This is a genomic window from Mumia sp. zg.B17, from assembly GCF_019550915.1.
Lineage (GTDB): Bacteria > Actinomycetota > Actinomycetes > Propionibacteriales > Nocardioidaceae > Mumia.
Map to the genome: position 1 here is coordinate 55,807 of NZ_JAHWCI010000004.1, position 18,125 is coordinate 73,931.

Annotated in this window: 20 protein-coding genes and 1 pseudogene; 6 read left to right on the forward strand and 15 right to left on the reverse strand. The window is 64.9% G+C overall.

The annotated features are described in order from the left end of the window. Window positions 1-17 precede the first annotated feature (17 nt). A complete protein-coding gene (locus tag KV097_RS05325) occupies window positions 18-455 on the forward strand; it encodes a hypothetical protein (protein WP_220365284.1) in 438 nt (145 codons plus the stop codon). 3 nt (window positions 456-458) lie between these two features. Here KV097_RS05325 and KV097_RS05330 read toward each other — a convergent pair whose 3' ends face one another. The 3 genes from KV097_RS05330 to KV097_RS05340 are packed head-to-tail and all read right to left on the reverse strand — an operon-like array spanning window position 459 to window position 2,929. Next, entirely contained in the window at window positions 459-1,040 is a 582-nt protein-coding gene (locus KV097_RS05330; protein ID WP_220365285.1) for a GNAT family N-acetyltransferase, read from the reverse strand. A gap of 60 nt (window positions 1,041-1,100) precedes the next feature. Further along, a complete protein-coding gene (ppk2, locus tag KV097_RS05335) occupies window positions 1,101-1,922 on the reverse strand; it encodes a polyphosphate kinase 2 (RefSeq protein ID WP_220341452.1) in 822 nt (273 codons plus the stop codon). Window positions 1,923-1,957: 35 nt separating this feature from the next. Then, complete coding sequence (locus tag KV097_RS05340) at window positions 1,958-2,929, reverse strand: hypothetical protein (protein WP_220365286.1); 972 nt, start codon at window positions 2,927-2,929, stop codon at window positions 1,958-1,960. Window positions 2,930-3,157: 228 nt separating this feature from the next. Here KV097_RS05340 and KV097_RS05345 point away from each other — a divergent pair, with 228 nt between their 5' ends. Beyond that, window positions 3,158-3,904, forward strand: a complete 747-nt coding sequence (locus KV097_RS05345) for a hypothetical protein (protein WP_220365287.1) — start codon at window positions 3,158-3,160, stop codon at window positions 3,902-3,904. A gap of 29 nt (window positions 3,905-3,933) precedes the next feature. Here the strand turns inward: KV097_RS05345 and KV097_RS05350 are convergent, their stop codons facing one another. Both KV097_RS05350 and KV097_RS05355 read right to left on the reverse strand, forming a co-directional pair. Continuing rightward, entirely contained in the window at window positions 3,934-4,278 is a 345-nt protein-coding gene (locus KV097_RS05350; RefSeq protein ID WP_220344937.1) for a YciI family protein, read from the reverse strand. 60 nt (window positions 4,279-4,338) lie between these two features. Beyond that, window positions 4,339-4,551 carry a hypothetical protein gene (locus KV097_RS05355; RefSeq protein WP_220365288.1) on the reverse strand — a complete coding sequence of 71 codons (213 nt, stop codon included), beginning with the start codon at window positions 4,549-4,551 and terminating at the stop codon, window positions 4,339-4,341. 26 nt (window positions 4,552-4,577) lie between these two features. On the opposite strand from KV097_RS05355, the gene KV097_RS05360 reads away from it, so the two are divergent. Next, window positions 4,578-5,156: a CGNR zinc finger domain-containing protein gene (locus KV097_RS05360; RefSeq protein ID WP_220365289.1), complete on the forward strand. Its 579-nt coding sequence runs from the start codon at window positions 4,578-4,580 to the stop codon at window positions 5,154-5,156. A 25-nt stretch (window positions 5,157-5,181) separates the two neighbouring features. Here the strand turns inward: KV097_RS05360 and KV097_RS05365 are convergent, their stop codons facing one another. The 4 genes from KV097_RS05365 to KV097_RS05380 form a co-directional block, all read right to left on the reverse strand. Beyond that, complete coding sequence (locus KV097_RS05365) at window positions 5,182-5,529, reverse strand: DUF86 domain-containing protein (RefSeq protein WP_220365290.1); 348 nt, start codon at window positions 5,527-5,529, stop codon at window positions 5,182-5,184. Beyond that, complete coding sequence (locus KV097_RS05370) at window positions 5,519-5,812, reverse strand: nucleotidyltransferase family protein (protein ID WP_220365291.1); 294 nt, start codon at window positions 5,810-5,812, stop codon at window positions 5,519-5,521. Before KV097_RS05370 ends, KV097_RS05365 begins: the two co-directional genes overlap by 11 nt. A gap of 173 nt (window positions 5,813-5,985) precedes the next feature. Further along, window positions 5,986-6,300 carry a nucleotide pyrophosphohydrolase gene (locus KV097_RS05375; protein ID WP_255559233.1) on the reverse strand — a complete coding sequence of 105 codons (315 nt, stop codon included), beginning with the start codon at window positions 6,298-6,300 and terminating at the stop codon, window positions 5,986-5,988. A 13-nt stretch (window positions 6,301-6,313) separates the two neighbouring features. Next, window positions 6,314-8,029, reverse strand: a complete 1,716-nt coding sequence (locus KV097_RS05380) for a DUF2075 domain-containing protein (RefSeq protein ID WP_308289350.1) — start codon at window positions 8,027-8,029, stop codon at window positions 6,314-6,316. Between the two features lie 571 nt (window positions 8,030-8,600). Between KV097_RS05380 and KV097_RS05385 the strand changes: the two genes are divergently transcribed. Continuing rightward, on the forward strand, window positions 8,601-8,930 hold the full coding sequence (locus KV097_RS05385) for a hypothetical protein (RefSeq protein ID WP_220365293.1): 330 nt from the start codon (window positions 8,601-8,603) through the stop codon (window positions 8,928-8,930). A 209-nt stretch (window positions 8,931-9,139) separates the two neighbouring features. Here KV097_RS05385 and KV097_RS19690 read toward each other — a convergent pair whose 3' ends face one another. The 3 genes and pseudogenes from KV097_RS19690 to KV097_RS05395 all read right to left on the reverse strand — a co-directional run bounded on the left by KV097_RS19690 (window position 9,140) and on the right by KV097_RS05395 (window position 11,167). Then, complete coding sequence (locus KV097_RS19690; RefSeq protein WP_308289352.1) at window positions 9,140-9,709, reverse strand: restriction endonuclease; 570 nt, start codon at window positions 9,707-9,709, stop codon at window positions 9,140-9,142. 105 nt (window positions 9,710-9,814) lie between these two features. Beyond that, window positions 9,815-10,330: pseudogene (locus tag KV097_RS19695) on the reverse strand (restriction endonuclease); the annotation flags it as partial. Between the two features lie 381 nt (window positions 10,331-10,711). Next, the gene (locus KV097_RS05395) at window positions 10,712-11,167 is read right to left on the reverse strand and encodes a very short patch repair endonuclease (protein WP_220365294.1); all 456 of its coding nucleotides are present in this window, start codon (window positions 11,165-11,167) and stop codon (window positions 10,712-10,714) included. A gap of 213 nt (window positions 11,168-11,380) precedes the next feature. Between KV097_RS05395 and KV097_RS05400 the strand changes: the two genes are divergently transcribed. Continuing rightward, window positions 11,381-12,520 carry a DNA cytosine methyltransferase gene (locus KV097_RS05400; protein ID WP_220365295.1) on the forward strand — a complete coding sequence of 380 codons (1,140 nt, stop codon included), beginning with the start codon at window positions 11,381-11,383 and terminating at the stop codon, window positions 12,518-12,520. Between the two features lie 212 nt (window positions 12,521-12,732). Continuing rightward, window positions 12,733-13,716, forward strand: a complete 984-nt coding sequence (locus KV097_RS05405; RefSeq protein WP_220365296.1) for a NaeI family type II restriction endonuclease — start codon at window positions 12,733-12,735, stop codon at window positions 13,714-13,716. Between the two features lie 302 nt (window positions 13,717-14,018). Here KV097_RS05405 and KV097_RS05410 read toward each other — a convergent pair whose 3' ends face one another. The 3 genes from KV097_RS05410 to KV097_RS05420 are packed head-to-tail and all read right to left on the reverse strand — an operon-like array spanning window position 14,019 to window position 17,997. Continuing rightward, on the reverse strand, window positions 14,019-14,864 hold the full coding sequence (locus KV097_RS05410) for a DUF6339 family protein (protein ID WP_220365297.1): 846 nt from the start codon (window positions 14,862-14,864) through the stop codon (window positions 14,019-14,021). Next, a complete protein-coding gene (locus tag KV097_RS05415; RefSeq protein ID WP_220365298.1) occupies window positions 14,864-15,874 on the reverse strand; it encodes a hypothetical protein in 1,011 nt (336 codons plus the stop codon). The genes KV097_RS05410 and KV097_RS05415 overlap by 1 nt, the downstream gene beginning before the upstream one ends. Beyond that, a complete protein-coding gene (locus KV097_RS05420) occupies window positions 15,871-17,997 on the reverse strand; it encodes a helix-turn-helix transcriptional regulator (RefSeq protein ID WP_220365299.1) in 2,127 nt (708 codons plus the stop codon). The genes KV097_RS05415 and KV097_RS05420 overlap by 4 nt, the downstream gene beginning before the upstream one ends. Window positions 17,998-18,125: the final 128 nt, after the last annotated feature.

The following is an 18,125-nucleotide window of genomic DNA, read 5'->3' on the forward strand; positions in this document are numbered from 1 at the left end:
ACCTTTCGGGTGCGACGATGACGGCCATGTACCTGGACCGCACCACGCGACGCCTCCTCTACCTGTTGAGCGGGGTGGCGTTCATCGAAGGGCTCGTCGCCATGGCGTGGACCGTCTACTTCGGCTGGCTGATCATCGAACTCGGACTCTGGCACGCGGGATGGTTCACTGCCGCACTGAGCGCGGCTGGCGCGGCGTGCTTGGGCATCGTGCTCGTCCTGCCAGTCGGCACGAGGACCGCTCGGGGCTGGGCGGTGGGGCGCGTCGGCCTCGGAGGGTTCGTCGCTGTCAACGCCTGGGCGGCGTACTCCGTGGGGTCAGGGTGGCTCGGCATCGGTCGGAACCTGCCGCTGGTGTTGCTGCTCGCCGCGTTCGCGGTGCTCGGGGCGGTGGCGAGGAGGCGCGTGCGGCCCGTGTATCTCGCGGCGCGCGCACCGTCGCAGCAATCGCGCTGAGCATCATGAGGAGCGCAGGTCGCGGCGTACGAGGACGCGGGGGAAGCCGTTGAGGACCGAGTCCGTGTCGGCTGCCTTCGTGAACCCTGCTCCCTCGAACATCGCCAGCGTGCCGACGTACGCCATCGTGAGGTCGACCTTCGCGCCGCCGTTGTCGACCGGATAGGCCTCGACCGCCGGCGCGCCGTGGTCGCGGGCGAAGTCGACGGCGCCCTCGATCAACGGGCGCACGATGCCCTGGCCACGGTGCCCCGGCCGCACCCGCACGCACCACAGCGACCACACGTCGAGGTCGTCGACGTGTGGGATCCTGCGGTTGCCCGCGAAGCTCGTGTCGGCACGCGGATGCACGCCCGCCCACCCGACGACCTCGTCCCCGTCGTACGCCAGGACACCCGGCGGCGGGTCCTCCTTCACCAGATCGCGCATCCGCTCACCCCGGGCGGGGCCGGCGAGCGACTGGTTCTCCTTCGACGTCGTGAGCCGGTAGCTCAGGCACCAGCACACGTTGGCGTCAGGGCGCTTCGGCCCCACCATCGTCGCCACGTCCTCGAACGACGTGGCCGGTCGCACCTCGATCCCCATGGCCGACGAGCGTAGAACGCGCCACCGACACGCGCACCCCTCTGCGGGGGACGGCGAGGGTCAGCTCTCGAGCACGTCAGCGACGTGGTCCGGCACGTACGTCGCCCGCTCCCGCGGCGGTCGCTCGTACGAGCTGGTGGCGGCCGGCCGGTCGGGGATCTCGATGCCGGGAGGCTCGACGTCGGTGTACGGGATGGTGGACAGGAAGTGGGCGATCATGTTGAGCCGTGCGCGCTTCTTGCTGTCGGACTCGATCACGAACCACGGGCTCGTCACCGTGTCGGTGTAGGCCATCATCTCGTCCTTGGCCCGCGAGTAGTCCTCCCACCGGTTGATCGACTCGATGTCGGTCGGACTCAGCTTCCACCGTCGGATCGGATCGGCGGCCCGGGACTGGAACCGCTTGAGCTGCTCCTCGTCCGACACCGAGAACCAGTACTTGCGCAGCAGGATCCCGTCATCGATCAGCATCTGCTCGAACGTCGGCGCCTGCCGCATGAACAGCGCGTACTGCTCCTCGGTGCAGTAGCCCATCACGTGCTCGACTCCTGCGCGGTTGTACCAAGAGCGGTCGAACAACACCATCTCCCCCGCTGCGGGCAGGTGCGGGACGTAGCGCTGGAAGTACCACTGCGTCCTCTCGCGCTCGGTCGGTGCGGGGAGCGCGGCGATGCGCGCGACGCGCGGGTTGAGGTTTTCGGCGACGCGCTTGATCGTGCCGCCCTTGCCGGCGGCGTCGCGGCCCTCGAAGAGGATGACGATGCGCGCCCCGCTGTGGCGCACCCACTCCTGGAGCTTCACCAGCTCGATCTGCAGCCGGGCGAGCTCGGCCTCGTACACCTTCTTGTCGAGCTTGGGATGCTTCTTCGCTGCGGCGCTCATGACGGGACACTAGCGCTGGTGGCCTTCGATGGCGCTCAGGAAGCCCCGAAGTTTTCGGTCTTGACCAGGCGGCCGTCCTTCATCGTGTACTCGACGGTGTAGTCGATGCCCGCCGCGCCCGCATCGGGCTGTGCCTCCCCACCTCTGGTCGTTGCCATGCCGTCCGCCACCGCCACACGGATCGTGGTCGAGTCGTACGCCGTGGCGGTGATCGTCGGCGTTGTGGTCAAGGTCCAGGTCACCCGGGGCGCACCAGCGACCTGGGCGTTCACGTCTCGGAACGGGCAGCCCGGCGGATCGGGCTTCCGGCTGGCAAGACACGTGTCGAGCTCGGCCCGGGCAAGGCCCTCTGCCGCCTCGAGTGCGGCGGGCGTCATCGTGTACTCCAGCGTGTCGGTGACGTAGACCGGCAGTCCTTCCTGCGCGACGCCCCCGACAGGCGCCCTGATCGTCGGCGCAGTGACCAACGGTGCTCGGTCGGGCAGGGTCACCTCCCACATCCCGGGGAGCGCGGCGAACCGCGGCGAGTCAGGGTCGGGCATTTTCATCTCGACGCCGTTCACCACGACAGCAGGCGTGCCTCCGTCCATCGAGTTCGTGAGGTCGACGACGGGGACCTCGGGCGGGCTCAGCTTCCACCGGTCGAAGATCCCATAGCTGCTGCCGTCGCGGACGACGCTGAACTCCTGCTCGACGGTGCTTCCGTCGAGCTCCCAGGACGCCTCGACCACGGCCGCGTCACCGTCGCGCCGAACAGTCCGGACCTCGACGTCGTCCGGACGTCCCTCGACCTTCTCGTACACCTCGTTGCTCAGCAGGGCCTGCTCCGAGAAGGGCAGCTCCGACTCCGCGATCGCGAGCGCGGCCTCGGCGTCACCACGACCGAGCGCCGCCATGTAGTCCTCGACGGGTCCCGTCGGCGAGAACTGGGTCGCGTTGATGACGCTGCGAGCGACGAACACGGTGATGAGGAGCACGAGTGCGGCGATGACCCCTCGAACGATCATGGCCGTACTCCGTGGATCGGCCGAAGGGTCAGTGCGCGGTTCGTCGAGCATCGCGTCTCCTTCGCGGACGAGGCCATCAGCACCGGGGACGGCACATGTCTAGCAGCGCGCGGGGTCACCTGAGGGGCGCGAGGGTGATCTGGATTGTCGGTCGAGACCCTCTGTCGTGCGACGCTGCCTGCCATGCACCGCTCATCGAACCGCACGCGATCGCCGTGGCTTCTCGCCATGGTCTGCGCCGCGCTGTGCCTGGTCGCCGCGTGTGACGGCAGTGACCAGAACACGAGCGACGCGAAACCAAGCGGTCAAACTCAGGGCGACCCCAACGCGAGCGACCCGAGCCAGAGCGGGGAGCCCGAGGAGAAGGTTGCGGCCCTGACGAAGGCACAGCTCAAGACCGCGCTCCTGACTCGCGCGGATGTCGGCGCGAGATATCGCAAGACCAGAGCGGACACGTCGGATGGGTCCGAAGACTCAGAAGGCTCAGATCCCAGCGACATCGGCTGCCTCAAGAAACTCGACACGATCGAAGAGCCGGAGGGAGACGCTCCGGAGGTCGAGGTCGCCTTCGAGAAGGCCGGTGACATCAGCTCGAGCGAGATCGACAACAGTGTGACGTCGCTGTCGACCCCTGATGTCGCCGAGAAGATGCTCGACCAGATGGCCAACGCCTTCGCGGAGTGCCGGAAGCTCGCGATCTCCGAGGAGGGGGTGACGCTGAAGGGGAAGGTGACGACGAATACAGACATGACCATTGACGGCGTTGATCAGCAGCTGAACGTCCTCGTCCGCGGGAAAGCAATATATCGCGACGTTCGGTTCCCGATCACGTTTCGATGGGCGTTCGTACGGATGGGCAACAACCTCGCGTACGTCTCGCTGATCGATCTTGGCCCCTCCGACCCACAGCAGTTCGCGGGTCTTGTCTCGACTGCTGTGAGTCGCCTCGGAAGCGTGATGGACGACTCTGCCTGAGGGATGACACGCACCCCGCGACGCGGCGGTTACATCGCGTCGTCCGGCATGAGCTCCCATACCTCCTGCTCGCAGCGACACCCAGCGGCGATCTTGGCGGCCCACCCGCACGCCTCCTCGTACGAGGCGACGTCCACGATGGAGAACCCTCCGACGGGCGGTCGGCGTGCGGGCTCGGTGATCGGGACGGCCCGACCGTCGGTGGAGACGGTCACCCCCGAGACTTCACCGCTGTCGATGCCGCCGCCGAAGACCCACACCCCCGCCTGCTTTGCCTCGTCGACCACGGCGTGCGAGTCGATGGCGGCTTGCGCGAGCTCGTCTGGCGAGAGGTTCATCGTGCCGTCGGCGAACGAGATCAGATAACGCGCCATCCCAGGGCTCCACTTCGTCGGTTCTTCAGGTGGTGAGAAGACGGCGTGGGGTTGCAAAAGTCATCGGTGGCGCGCGTCGACCACGCGGCTCGTCCCGGCCGGCGGCGCGTCCGGGTGGCGCTGGAGATCGACCCGCCGCGCGCCGCACTCCGGGCACCGGACGTAGCGAACCATCCCGTCGGAGGTGGCGTGGTGGGACTCCGTCAGCCAGGCGTGCTCGTGGGTGCTGACCGGCAGCTGTGCCGTGGTGTCTGTGCGGTGGCATGTGCTCATAGACGCAACAGTGGTGTAATGGTCTTATGCATCTCAACCCTTACGGCGAGTACGCGGTGCTGCTGGCCGCCTCACTCGCCAACGACTGGCCCGAGGACCGCGACGGCATCGCCGCTCGGGCCCGCGAGCTGGGTATGACGATGACCTTCCCCGTAGGCCCCGACGATCATGCGGGGGCCCGCCGCGTCATCGACGACTGGCTGGCGATCGTCGACGCCACCGAGCCGACCGAGCGCGCGCGGCTGCTGAATGCGCAGATGGCGGTCGCCGCTGCGTACCCGCGCCTCACCGATCACGACGACGAAGGCTGGCACCTTCACTACCGCGACGACAACGACGCCCTCCCCCACGTGCTCCGCGCCGTCATCAGCGTCGGCACCGCGCTGCACCTGACCACCCGCGGCATGCACCGGCTGCGCCGCTGCGAAGCCGGCACCGCACCCGACGACCCCTGCACCAACGTCGTCGTCGACGTCACCCGCAACGGCCGCCAGCGCTACTGCTCCGTCCGCTGTGCCAACCGCGCCGCCGTCCGCCGCCACCGCGCGCGTGCGGTGGGCGTGGGCGGGGGAGACCAGGAGACCAATGCGGCGCTTGCCACCTGAGCGACGTTCGGAGTGGCGCGCCTTCCTATGACGGCAGTTCCGGCATGAGTCGCGACAAGACCTCGATGAGCGGGTCGATATCGGTCGTGACGTTTGCCCATACCTGGCGATCGTCAACGACCGCGTAGCCATGAATGAGCAGGTTCCTGAAACCGATGATCTGCCCGATGTACGGGATCTCGGCCGCGACCTCGGAGTCTTCTTTGCGAACCCGTCCCAGCGCCTCACCGATAATCTCGAACTGCCGCTCAACAGCGGACCGCAGCAGAGCATCGTCCGCGTAGTCACTCCAGGACTTGTTCGCGCAGAACTCGCGGATGCGCGTCGCAGCACGCCAGGCATCCCACAGCAACGCCGGCGTCTTAGGCTGCATAGACGTCCTCGGCAGTCTCGCGCGCGGTCGCGGCGAAGAACGGATTCTCGAGCGCGCGAGGAGAAACGAGATCAACAGGTCTTCCCAGCAGCTCCTCGAGATCTGCCTTCAGCCCGAAATAGTCGCTCAGTCCGGCGTCACTGGTGAACTCCGCCAGAAAGTCCACGTCACTTCGTCGAGGATCGAAGTCGGCCGTCGTGGCGGAACCGAAGACCGTCAGCCGGGTAACGCGGTGGCGTCGACAAAGCACCGCAATGGCGTCGTGGTCCAGAGTGAGAGCCATTGCGCCTCCTGCGATTCGTCTGACAGCGCGGTAGTAGTGTCACACGCGTTTCCCCCGAGCCGAGCGTATCCAACGAAGGCGACATCCTGACACTTCACATGGGCGGCCGAGGGCAAGAAGCTCACTCGTTGTCGTGTTCCCTCAGGGGTCACTGGAGACCCGCGACGGGCTGCTTACGCCCGGTGCTTCTCCGCGTTCAGCTGCATCTTGCGCGCCGCCGCCTCCCCAAGGTCGATCTCCACCACATCGGCCAGTCGGACCAGATAGAGCAGCACGTCAGCCATCTCCTCACCTACCCGCGTGTGGAGCGGCTCACCGACGGCAGCGTCCCGCGCCTCGACGGCGGGCAGCCACTGGAACAGCTCAGCGAGCTCACCAACCTCGCCGACGAGTGCCAGGAGCAGCGACTTCGGGTCGTGAAACCTCTCCCAGTCGCGCTCCGCAGTGAACGCGCGCATCACGTCGCGCAGTGACAACAGGTCGGACATGCCGGCCAGCCTTTCACGCCCGCTCAGGGATCAACGACTCCAGCAGAGCCTGCGTCTCCGGATCGGTGGAGTAGACGATGGTCCCGCGCATCCCCCGCGTGAGGAGCACCTTGTACGCGTTGCGGACGGCACGGTCGAACTCCTCGTACGAACCTCGTTTGACGGCGGTGTCGCGACTCCGGTCCGGTTGAGCAACCCAGTGATCACCGCGCCATACAAGGTCGGGCCCGAGGATGACGCCCGAATAGTCGTACTCGAATCCCTGCGCGGTGTAGATGCACCCGACCTGCTCGAAGCCCGCCGGGTCGGTCGCCCAGAACGGGGTGCCAGGCGCGCCGCCATGGGAGGTGGGCTTCCGGTTGTTCCATGGCCGGTGCCAGTCTCCGATCTTGACGTCGGGAACGAGCCCGCCGCCCTTGATCGGGTCGCTCCACTCCCAGCAGTAGCCTGCTGCTATCCGAGCTCCATAGCCCTCCCCGAGCATTTCCCGAAGATGGTCTTCCATCGGGCTGGGGGCGTCGGCGAGGCGGAGATCGAATGTTGTTTCGTCACCTTCCCACGCGGTGGGTCCGCCCGACTCGAGCCCGAGCAGGCGGAGCACCCACTGCTCGTACGCACGGCTGCCGCCACAACGGAACTGGCCGTCGAGCGAGATCACGCGGGTTTCGAGACCTTGAGCTCGCGCCGCATCGCGAATGTCGTCGACGGTGCCGATCTCACCTGGCCGGACCACCTGGTGCTCATCGAGGAGGAACACGGGCACTCGCGCGGCATCGATCAGCTCGGTGACCTGCAGCTTTCCTGTCCGTTCTGTCGCCTTCGTGTAGCGGTTCGCGGATGTCTCACGCAGGCGGTGGGCCTCGTCGCAGATGAGAACGTCGATGCCGTTCGGCTGAGCGGTGATGAACTGGTTGAAGTACTTGAAGAGCGACCTCACCCGCGGCGCGCGGGCCCCAGCGACACGACGCAACGTCTGTGTGAAGGCCGACGAGCCCGTGGCGTGCAGCGCGGTCATCCCGCGGCGCGAGAGTTCGCCGAGAACAGACAACGCGATCACGCTCTTGCCTGATCCGGGGCCGCCCGAGATGACGAGCACCTCCTTGGCGTTCAGTCGGTGCGCACGCTCGACCGCGCGGATGACGAGCGAGTACGCGACCTGCTGCTCGTCGAGGAGGACGAACTGCTCGCGTCGCTGTACCTCATCGGCTGCGAGCGCCATCAGCTGCTTGCTCGGCCGGATGGCAGAGGAGAGGAGGTCGTCAGCGACGCTCACCCCCGGGGCGTCGCTGAGCTTCGTCTGGAGGAACTCGAGGAACTCCCCGCGCCGCTGTCCGGTGAAGAGGCGCCCCTGCTCATCTTCGCGGAGCTCCCACAGGTCGGAGACGTCGAGATCGGTCGCGTTGTGCAGGTACGCCGCGCCAGAAAGATGGTCAACGTCACCGCCTACGGAAGCAACGAAGTCGGAGATGTAGGTGCAGTAGCGCCGAACCTGCTCGACCGGGTGCAGCCGCTCCCCTGCGCCATCGAGCTGAACGATCGTGTCCGAGTCCTCGAGTAGATGCGCCCGCGACCACTGTTTGAGCTCGATGACGACATACGACGACTCCCCCGTGCGCGGATGGGTGCCGCAGAGGATGACGTCAGCTCGCTTGCTCGTCAGCGGGAGCTGATACTCGACCAGCGCCTCAACCTTCTCCAGACGTGCCTCGACGAGGTCTGCGGACAGCACTTGGAGACTTCGCTCCCACGAGCGCACTTCGGCTGGCGCCACTGAACGTCCGAGGCGATGCCGGAACTGCTCGGAGAGCACAGGCACCAGAGATCCATCCTCGATCTGAGCACGCAAACGTGCGACAGACCCGCGATATAGCGGCACGACCCACCCCAGGAAGACACGACGACTTCCCGCACGGGTGGAGGCTTGTCAAGGACGCGCCTGTCGGGCCGTAACGGACTTACGGTCGCGATCGTAGCGGGGGGCGGCTCGGGCCGGACCGTGACCAACGGATGCGGGATCCTTCGCTCTGGGTTTCGCGCCCTCTGTATCGCTAGAACGTCACCCGTGACGATCAAAATTGCGGCCAAACTGGAGTGACAGCGCCGATTCTCGCCGCCATTCTTGAGCAATCTCCGACGACCCCATCCGCCCTCTCATCGACGCGCTCGATCCGCTCCTGGTCCGCGCCGGCTTCCTCGAGGCGCAAGGCGGCGGCGACATCGCGCTCTACTGCGCGGCCTTCGTCGACATCGCCGAGGACTTTCCGTACCTGCCCCAGGCGCACGACGAGCAGTCCGAGTCGATGGAGGGCGCATGCGTCGACCTCACGTTCAGCCTGACGCCCACCGGGCTGCTCAAGACCATCGAGTTCGAGGCCCACGCCCTTGAGGACACGCTGGCTGACATCGGCGCGCGTGACGACGCTTGGCTCGGCCTCGATGCCTACGACCGGCCAATCGCCGAGGTGAAAGCCACACTGTATGACGTACTCTCGCGGCTCTTTGGCAAACGGGCTCTTGATCGGGGCACGGCAGAGGTCGACGACGCGCTCTCGGCTTCCCTAGAGACTCGGCGTCGACGTCAATTCGAGGACAGCTGGTCGTCCGTCGTGTTTCGAGTCGAGCTGTCGTAGCGCGGGGATGAGCTCGAATGTTGTCAGTTCTAAGCGGGGGTGAGGGCTGCCCTCCGAGGTAAGGGCACTGAGCAGCACCTCGGAATCTCTTGGATTAAGCGCTGGTAAGGCAACGAAGTTGGCGCCAGTGCGCGATCACGCGCCGCTTATGGCACAAGAACGCCGGCATCCGCGCTACGCCGCGGCGGCTGGTGCCGAACCACAGTGGGTTACATCCAAAGGACCTCCTCGGGTCGCCGATGAGTCACCGCGGTTCCGTAGCCGTCAATCACGGAGTCAAGTAGGGCGGCGAGATCGCCCCCGTAGTTGGCCATCACCATCCGACGGATGGTGGTGGCGAGGGTGCCTCCCGAGATCAAGACAACCGGGTATTGGTCGTCGATGATCTCGACCTGGGCTGACCGTGAGAACGAGCCAGTCGTGACGTAAACGCCGATCCAACCCCGCCGCAATCGCGCAACTACCCGAGCGACCTGCTCCGCCGAGATCGACGATCTGGGCAGGATGCACTTCGCCTGGCCTAGGGCGACCACTGGTGTGCTTGCGGCCGGCGAACCCATGTCGATACGTCCAATGAAGTCGACTCCCCCGTCACCTGATGACCGCGAGAGCCAGCCCTCCCTGTATCGAGCTCCAGACTCACGGAGTACCTCCGCTGCCACCTTTGATGCAAGAAGCTCGAATGCGTGCTTCCTGCCGTCGAAGAACGCGTAGACCTGCTGCAGGACCTGGTCCTCGGGGCTCCCCGGCGAAGGTTGCTGATCCTTGGAGGACTTCACGGAGCTCGCAAGGACACGGCGACGGACGCCGGGCACAGCGATACGCCCCTGCTTTACCCAACGAGTCCACGATTCGGGTGCGTGCCGGAGCGTCTGGTCCGCCGTGAGGTCGGAGTCGCGTCGATCGTCAATCCACCGCAGGTCAACGCCATCTATCTCGCCACCGGACACGACAGCCAGGTCGAGCGCCAAGTTGGGAAAACTCCGACCCGTCTCGGGATCGCGCTGCACCACGTGCTCAAGGCGTTCGATGATTGCGGCACCACAGAACTCGACATGTCCCTTGACCACTGCGCGTCCGGCTCGATGCACGGTGATGCTGCGAAACAACAGAAGCGGCGGCGCAAGCAGGCGTTCGGCGCCGCTGGTGCCCGCATGAAGTCGCGCCGCTTCGAGCAATAGCCGGTTGCCCTTCGTCGCCCCCGGTAAGCCGATGGTTCCCGGCTTGTGATCCCCGAAATACCTGACGTGTCCATGGTCAAGGTCGAACTCGTCATGCCATGGGTTCGTCTCGTGGCCCGCCTTCCACGGACTGGACCGAATAGCAATGAGCGCCCGGCGGCTACCGTCTGGGCCCTTCACTTCGGCGGGCGAGTTGATCCCCGCTTCGAGCATCACCATCGGTCGGCCGAGGGCCGCCGGACTCAGTAGCCAGTGATAGTTCAAGAAGCCGTCAAGCTCGGCATCGATTTGGTTGGCTCTGCGGGCGTATCGGAGTTCGTCATGAAGCAACACATGGCGTGGGCTCGACTCACCCGACGGATTTGGCCACACGACGTCGACACGCGCCCGATGATCCACGCCAGAACCTCCAGACAGATTCAGGTTGAGGCATACAACCTACCGAGCCCTCAGGCATAGGAGGCGGAGGACGGCGGACAACCGAAGCATTCAACTGCCGCTCGAGCGCACTCACGGCATCGGCCGGTCGCGGTCGGGGCGCCGCGAGACCGCACCACCATGCGTGCACCCCGCGGGACGGCGACAGGCGCGAAGCTCGAGTCAGTCGGGGCAACTTCCGATCACCGCGTCCGGAGTACGTCGATGGCGCACCGCGCGTTCGATAGCGTCTGCGACCTCGCTCGGGAGCTGATGCTCCCAGAAGCGAAGCACCAGCCACCCCTCCTCCTGCAGTCTGGCCGAGGTGTCGAGGTCTCTCTGGCGGTTGTCCGCAACCTTCTCTGCCCAGTAGCTCGCGTTCACCTTCGCGACGGTGTGGTGCTCCGGACACCCGTGCCAGAAGCATCCGTCGATGAACACAGCCACTTTGACCCGGGGGAAAACTAGGTCGGCACGCCGATTCAGGACTGCTATGGGCCGCGTGTCGACCCGGTACCGAAGGCCGCGGGCGTGCACGATCCGTCTCACGGCTAGCTCAGGTGCGGTGTCGCGCCCGCGATTAGCTTTCATCGACCGGCGCGTGGCCTCCGATGATGCCCAGGATGGAGAACCCGGCATCCAGCGACCTCCCTCAGACTGTGCGATGGGGCCAATGGCCCCGATGGGCGTCCGGCAGGCGGCGTTCGCAGGCCTAACTCTCCACGCCCGACCTCACTATCATCGCCGAGGCAGATTGTGCGCGGGGAAGCGAAGCGGCTTCCAACACGTCGCTCTGGTCACACCACGGCGTTGCTTCCGAGACTGTCCGCGCCTGACCGTACGCTACGTTCCATGACCAATCCGACTGTGATCGACCTCTTTGCTGGCTGCGGGGGAATGACGGTCGGGTTCCACGACGTAGGTTTCGAGCCGGTGCTCGCCGTCGAGTGGGACCGGCTCGCGGCCGCAACATACGCTGCCAACTGGGGCGAGGACCATGTGATCGCTGGCGACATCGCTGCCGTCGAGAAGCATCAGATCCCGCGAGCCGATCTCATGATCGGAGGCCCGCCGTGCCAGGGTTTCTCGAACCTGGGCCTAAAAAAACTGGACGACCCGCGAAACCAACTCTGGCGAGAGTACATGCGGTTCATTCGGACAGCCGAGCCCCAGGTGTTCGTCATCGAGAATGTGGATCGATTCTCGAAGTCTCCGGAGTTTCAGATGCTGGTCAACGAGGTTGATCATGGCGTTCTACAGGATTACGAGATCTCATATGGGGTACTGAACGCTGCCGATTACGGCGTCTCGCAGCGTCGCCGGCGGACCATCGTGATTGGGTCGAGGGTCGGCAAGATTGAGCTCCCTAGCCCGACGCACGCTCGCAAGCCGGAGCCTGGTTCTGGCCTATTGCCATGGAGGACCGTTCGAGATGTCATCGCAGGGCTGCCAGCTCGCCCGGGAAGCACGGAGCTTCCCGATTCTGTGACGGAATTCTTCGGCGAGCCGATGCCGGGTGTCTTCAAGGGACTCGACATCCACTTCCGGCGCAACCCCAACCAGCTTTCTCTCGATCGATACTCGTATGTCCCGCCGGGAGGGGGCCGCTTCAATCTGCCGGTCGAACTGCTCCCCCGGTGCTGGCGTGAAAAGCCGACTGGGACAACCGACGTGATGGGCCGCATGCGCTGGGACGCACCGTCGCTCACGATCCGGACTGAGTTTTTTAAGCCCGAGAAGGGCGCCTACCTCCACCCTCAGTGGGTGCCAGGGCGACACCGAGGCGAGCACGACCCGAAGTACATCAAGGGCGACCCAGAAATGTCGGTAGACCGCGTCATTACTCACTATGAGGCCTCTCTGATCCAGGACTTCCCGAAGGAGTACCTCTGGGTCGGGACGAAGACAGCTATTGCGAAGCAGATCGGCAACGCCGTCCCTTCAGGGCTTGCCCGCGCTATCGCGAAGCAGGTCCGACCGTTCATCGTCTGAAAGCTGAGACGGCGCCGTTCGCCAGCTGAGAGACTGCCCCCGTGAACAGTGGCCCACTGATGCTTGACGAACCGCCGAGGACGCCCTCACAAGACTCGCGCGCCCGCGCGATTCGACGCAGGCGGAACACTTTCCGCACCCACCCGGCGCCGGTGGCCCCTATGGGGAAGGTCCCAAAGGCGTGGTCGATCGGTAGCAGTCTCCGTCAGGGGGTGCCGACCGAGCTGACAAGCCTTGTCGAGTGGTTTGAACACGAGCCCGACGCACGCGAGAGGTTCCGTTGGGCGCTACGGGACTCGCTCGATGAGCTTCTCGACGGGCAGCGAACGGGACGCTGGGCGTACCAGCACCTTTCCAAGACCGAGAAGACTTACCTCGGCACGGCCGTCGAGGTGAACCTGACCAAAGAGTTTGAGTTCTCGAACGGGGACGATCTCGATTGGCGGATCGCAGGACGAGACGTCGACTGCAAGTTCTCGAAGGATCTTGGCGGCTGGGAGATCCCAATGGAGATGTACCGCTGCGCCGACCACGAGGGCCGGCAGGGGAAGTCGGACTACCCGGCGCTGGTCACGTGGCTCGACGACGACACCAGCAGGTGGGCGGCAGGGCTCATTACAATCACTGACGAACGTCTTCGTTGGCGCACCGACAAGCACACCGGCGAGGCACGCAGGGCGTACAACCGCGACAACAAGCGAAGACTCGCGGAGGCATCGGCGCGCGATGTCCACTGGCTGTGGGGTGGCCTGCAGATTGACCTTCCGCGAAATTTGCTGCTCCACATGGATCCAGTTGCCCGAGACCGCATCTTCTCCTTCCCGCGCTCGGGACAGGCTCGAGTGGATCAACTCTTCCGGGAGGTTCCAGATTCGATCGTGAGCCGTCGCGTAGTCCTTACTGTCGCTCAGCAAGACGACGCCCCCAAGCGCGCCCGTGACGCGCGGCTGAACCTCCGAGGAGAAGGGATCTTGGTCCTCGGTCATCAGGAATCACACCCACACATTGCTAGAGCCCTGGAACTCCCCGTCCCGGTTAAGGGTGAGTGGATCGCCACCCGCGTGGTACCAGTCGAGACAACCGACACCCGCCCCTTCTTCAGCGTCGCAGAGCAGCGGTGGGCGCGAGCTCTGCCGGACGAACCGATTGTTCCCGCGCCCGGATTAACGCAGGGCGTGGACGTGAGCTGGACGTGAACCTCGGTGCGCCACCGGAATGGGCGCTGAAGCAGGTCAATGGGCAACAGCCATGCCTGAACAGCGAAATTGATGCTGCTTCCATGAGAGCAGCATGACAACGAGATGCAGGGCATCGTAATCGCATTGAATCGATCACGAACTTTCTCGATGCTAAGACGGAGGTCGACTGGCGAGGTAAGGAGCCGTTGATTCGCTTTCGGGCGTGATGCCAGCGCCCGTCATTCACGTGGGAACAGGAACCAGTTGATCAGGTAGTTTTCGGTTCGGCAGCTTACACTCCCCAGCCTCATTAACGCCAGTTACGGAACGTCCAGATGCGGTCCGGCGCCGACGCGGGGCTGGTTGGCGGGCATCTCGGCCACAACTTCATCTAGAAGTCTCGTGAACTCGGTCACGCATGCTTCTGACACTGCGTCTTCGAGTGGCCCATCGGGAACGACATCGTAGATCGTCGTTTCATCAATCCCATCACTCCCCTCGAGCCACGCCTCCGTGGCGGCGGAGTCGAGAGGGACGTCGATAGTCACGGCGTCGATCAAGATGGTCCTCGCAGCGGTATTGACTGCCTTGGCCACCGCGTTTACTTGGTCGCTCGTCGCCATCTTGCCGCCGTTGTAGAGCCGCAGTTTCTCAAGCGATGCTTGAACGAGCGCCCGGTTATGAAACGCATCCAGGCGCATCCAGGTGTTAGGCACGTCCTGCATCGAGAAGCCGACAGCCACGGGGCCATAGTCACCGCCGTCGCGCATGAGTTCTGCCCCCCACCACAAGCGCCCCACAGCGTTCTTGTCCTCACGGCCGAGAAAGCGATCGACTGCCGTTGCTCCGCTGTCTCCTGGGAAGCGCCAGTGCACGTACTGCGGAGCCGCGACCACTGCAAGCCAGGCCCACACACCCCGCCGGGCGGCCTCCCGGCGGGTCAGCCGGAGGACGTGATGCATCCGCGGCGCGAGCCAGGCGTCCGACTCCTCGGATCGTTCGGTGAACCGACGCATACCCTCGTCGATTACATTGATCAGCGGTTCGACGTCGATGGCGCGGTCCGGAAATTCCGTTACGTAGTCGCTTGGGTCGAAGCCAGCCGCCGTCTCAAGAAAGCTGACTGGGAGTTCAGTGACACCGACCAACTCGCGGAGCTTCTTCATCACTCATCCTCCTGTTCGTGCTCGGCCTCGGGCTCTAGGCCGAGACGGCTGATCCCTAGGCGCAAGAGCCTGCTCGATCCAACATGTCTATCGACGGCGCTGATTAGCGTTGACTGGACCTGGCCCGCCCCGTCGTCCGAGTCCAACATCGCCATGACCTCGGCTAGCGCGTCGTCCGATGACTTCTTGGGGTAGGCGTGATGAAAGAGGGTTTGCAACAGATCTGACTGCCAGTCGGAGTCGGGCCACGCCGGGGCTTCTCCGTCCTCATGTCGAACCGCTCCCAAGGCAGCGTTCGCCGCCGCGAGGAAGAACTTGGTGGCGATGGTCGCCCGGACTTGATCATGCAGCGATTGCTCCCCTAGAGGCCGATGCGACCGGTCGCGCAGCAACGGCTCAAGCCCCGGGAAAGCGGCGTTAAGGAAGAGGACAGGCTCGTTGGGGTCCAGGAAGTGGTAGTAAGGCTCGCCCTTCACCGTAGTGAGGACAGGTGGGTCGACGTCCCTGTCGTCGAAATCTCGCCACACCACTGTCAACGCACCACGGACGGGCGAGCGCGGCAGGTCGTCGAGATAGACATGCCACGAGTCGGCAATGCCGACAATGCGGTGTTTACCCGCGGGGACGTGGTCGGTGATGTAACCCGCGGCCGATATACGGCCGAACCAAAAGGGACGGTCAACGGAGATCCGGCCGCGCCAACGGCTTCCATCGCTGTCGGGCGCCAGCTCGAATGCCTGGCGCGCGTTGGTGAAGCTGCAATGAACGACCACGTGAGCTCGGGGATCGCCGCCGTCTCGAATGCGATCGCGCAATTCTGTCGGCGGGCCCACCATCTCCACAGGGATATCCACCGTGGACCAGTTCCGACGCTCGAGGTTCGACATGTCGACCACGCGAGCGTCCGGGTCCCGCCAGGACCCGCGCGCGAGATCGCCGTCCGTCGTCGGATGGCCCAGCGTGATGGTGACATCACCGGCAAGGATCGGATACGGGTAGACCGTTCTCACGCTTCACTCCTCGACTCCACGACACGGTTCACGTCCACGGCGACAACGGCGCTCTCTGCTGCGATGGGATGCGACGCGGGATCGCTGACCCCCCGAAACTTCGCTGTCTTCACCCCGGGTGCAACACGAAGGCGCCCGCCATCCAGCAGTTCACAGCCGCTGGAGGCGGACAGCTCAGCCCAACGCACCGTCGTCCCTGCACCAGTCTCCGCGACGAAACGAAGAACAGGCGTGAACGTCCACCCCTTCGATTTGGGGGGCATCTGGACTGTGACTTCTGTAAGCTCCCACGCCCCATCTGAACGCGGCGCTCCCACCACGGGTGCGACCACTCGGGGTCGTGCCGTAGATTGCGGAGGCACTTTCAGTCGAAGGAGCTCCCTCAGCGACTGCGGCCCGTCGGAAGGTTCGCGTAGCGGGACGGTCACGACAGACTTCAACTCGCGAAGGACCGCTCGCTCGAAGTCATCCAGCATCGTCTTCACCCCACGCACCCGGTAGCTCGTACCGAGCTCGGTGGTGACCTTCCACGCGTTGTGCGACGGCGGCTCAGCAGTACGCAGGAACAGCTCTGCACGGCGGTCATCCGTCCCGGTCGCCGCTGCTTCACCGGCAAGGAGCACAGCGAAGAACGGACGGACACCAACGCCCAGGCCTCGCGGCTTGAGAGTGGTCACGCGCATAAAGGCGCCCCGCATCGTTACGACGGTGTTCGCGAAGGCATGGTCGACCTCGTCATCAGCCGCCTGCCGCACGAGAAGTACGGCCTCGTGCTGCAACTCGTCGTGCTCTGGGTGTTCGAGCCTACGAGGAACACGGAGAGCGACGTGCCGTTCAACAACGTCGCCGGCAGTTTGCATCTCCTCAACAAGCTGACCCTGCCGAGCTTTCTCGATCAGGTCGACGAGGGGCTTCATCTCGGCCGCGGGGTCGATTTCCTCCTCGTGCAAGACCTTTTCACGGCCGTCGGCGAGGATGTCGACGGCCTTGACAGTCGCCCGCAGGATTGGCGGCGCCTCACGCTGGCGCACCAGCGCAGCGAAAAAGTTCAGGGCAATCGCGGACGACATCTCGCGCGCCATCTCTACCAGGTCGCTGGTCTCACCCGACGGGTCGTGTGCGGCAACCACGAGGATGCTTGTGCCAGTTCGCGCGGGTCGACTCAGCCGCAGTTCCTCGAGGATCGGCGGGCTGACGTAGGTCGAGCGTGCCGTGCCCTCTCTCTTGGGATCGGGGTCGGGCACACCGAACCATCCCGGGCCCGCGTACTCTCCACGGTCGGGCACCTCGTGCCAGGGAAGACTGATTCGACCCACGAGGCGACGATCTTGCTTCGAAGTGCCCGGCTCGGCCTCAGACAGATTCGAGGCAAAGAGCAGAAGTCCGAACGCTGAAGCGCGCTGAATTGTCGATTTGCCGAGGCCGTGCGAACCTGCCGAGCCCTCATCCCGCTTAATCGTATCCATGACATTCCGCACGAGGGCGCTGTAGTTACCCGCGCCGTACTCGCCTCCGACTAGCCCCACGCCGTCGAGGTCTTCGATGCGAAGAACCACTAGCTCACCAGCGTCCACGCCCTCGAGGGCATGACGTACAACCCGTGCCTGTTTTCCCGTGCCCTCAGCAACTGCCTCAAGGTGTGGGCGCAGCTCGTAGAACCGCATCGTCCGGAGGAAAGCTGATAGCCGCTCGCCCCGAAGCCTTTCGAGGACGAAGTCGGCTGCCACCGTCGGTTCGCCGGTCCGCCGCGCGTCACGTATGTTTTGCGCCGCTTCGCGGATGATCGTCGTGAGGTTGGGGTCAAAGCTGCTACTCGCGGCGTCCCCAAGGACTCGCTGTCCGTCGGGTGACTGCTTCCTCATCCACCAGAACAGCGGTTCCCGTTCTTCGGCCAACCGCTCCTGGCTGACCTCCGGCGGGTTGCCCTCGCCGTGTTCGAGCCACGCCGCAGTGACCTGGAGAGCGCTCGCAAGCTCGGAGAGGTTCTTGCGACTCGGTCGTTTCCCCCCAAGCCAACCCGACACAGCACTCGGTGCCACACCAACGATCCTCGCCAACTCGCCTGGAGCGACTCTCTTCGAGCGCATCGCGAGCTCAAGCCGCTCATAGAATGCATTCGTCATTTTGCCTCCCTACGACGAAACTGTAGCCGGTATAGCGGATGAGGGGAAGTCCGACTTCACAAAACATGAAGTATCGTGCCCTGGTGCCACCGTGAGCTACGCTGGCTTCACAAGCCATGCAGGTCCCG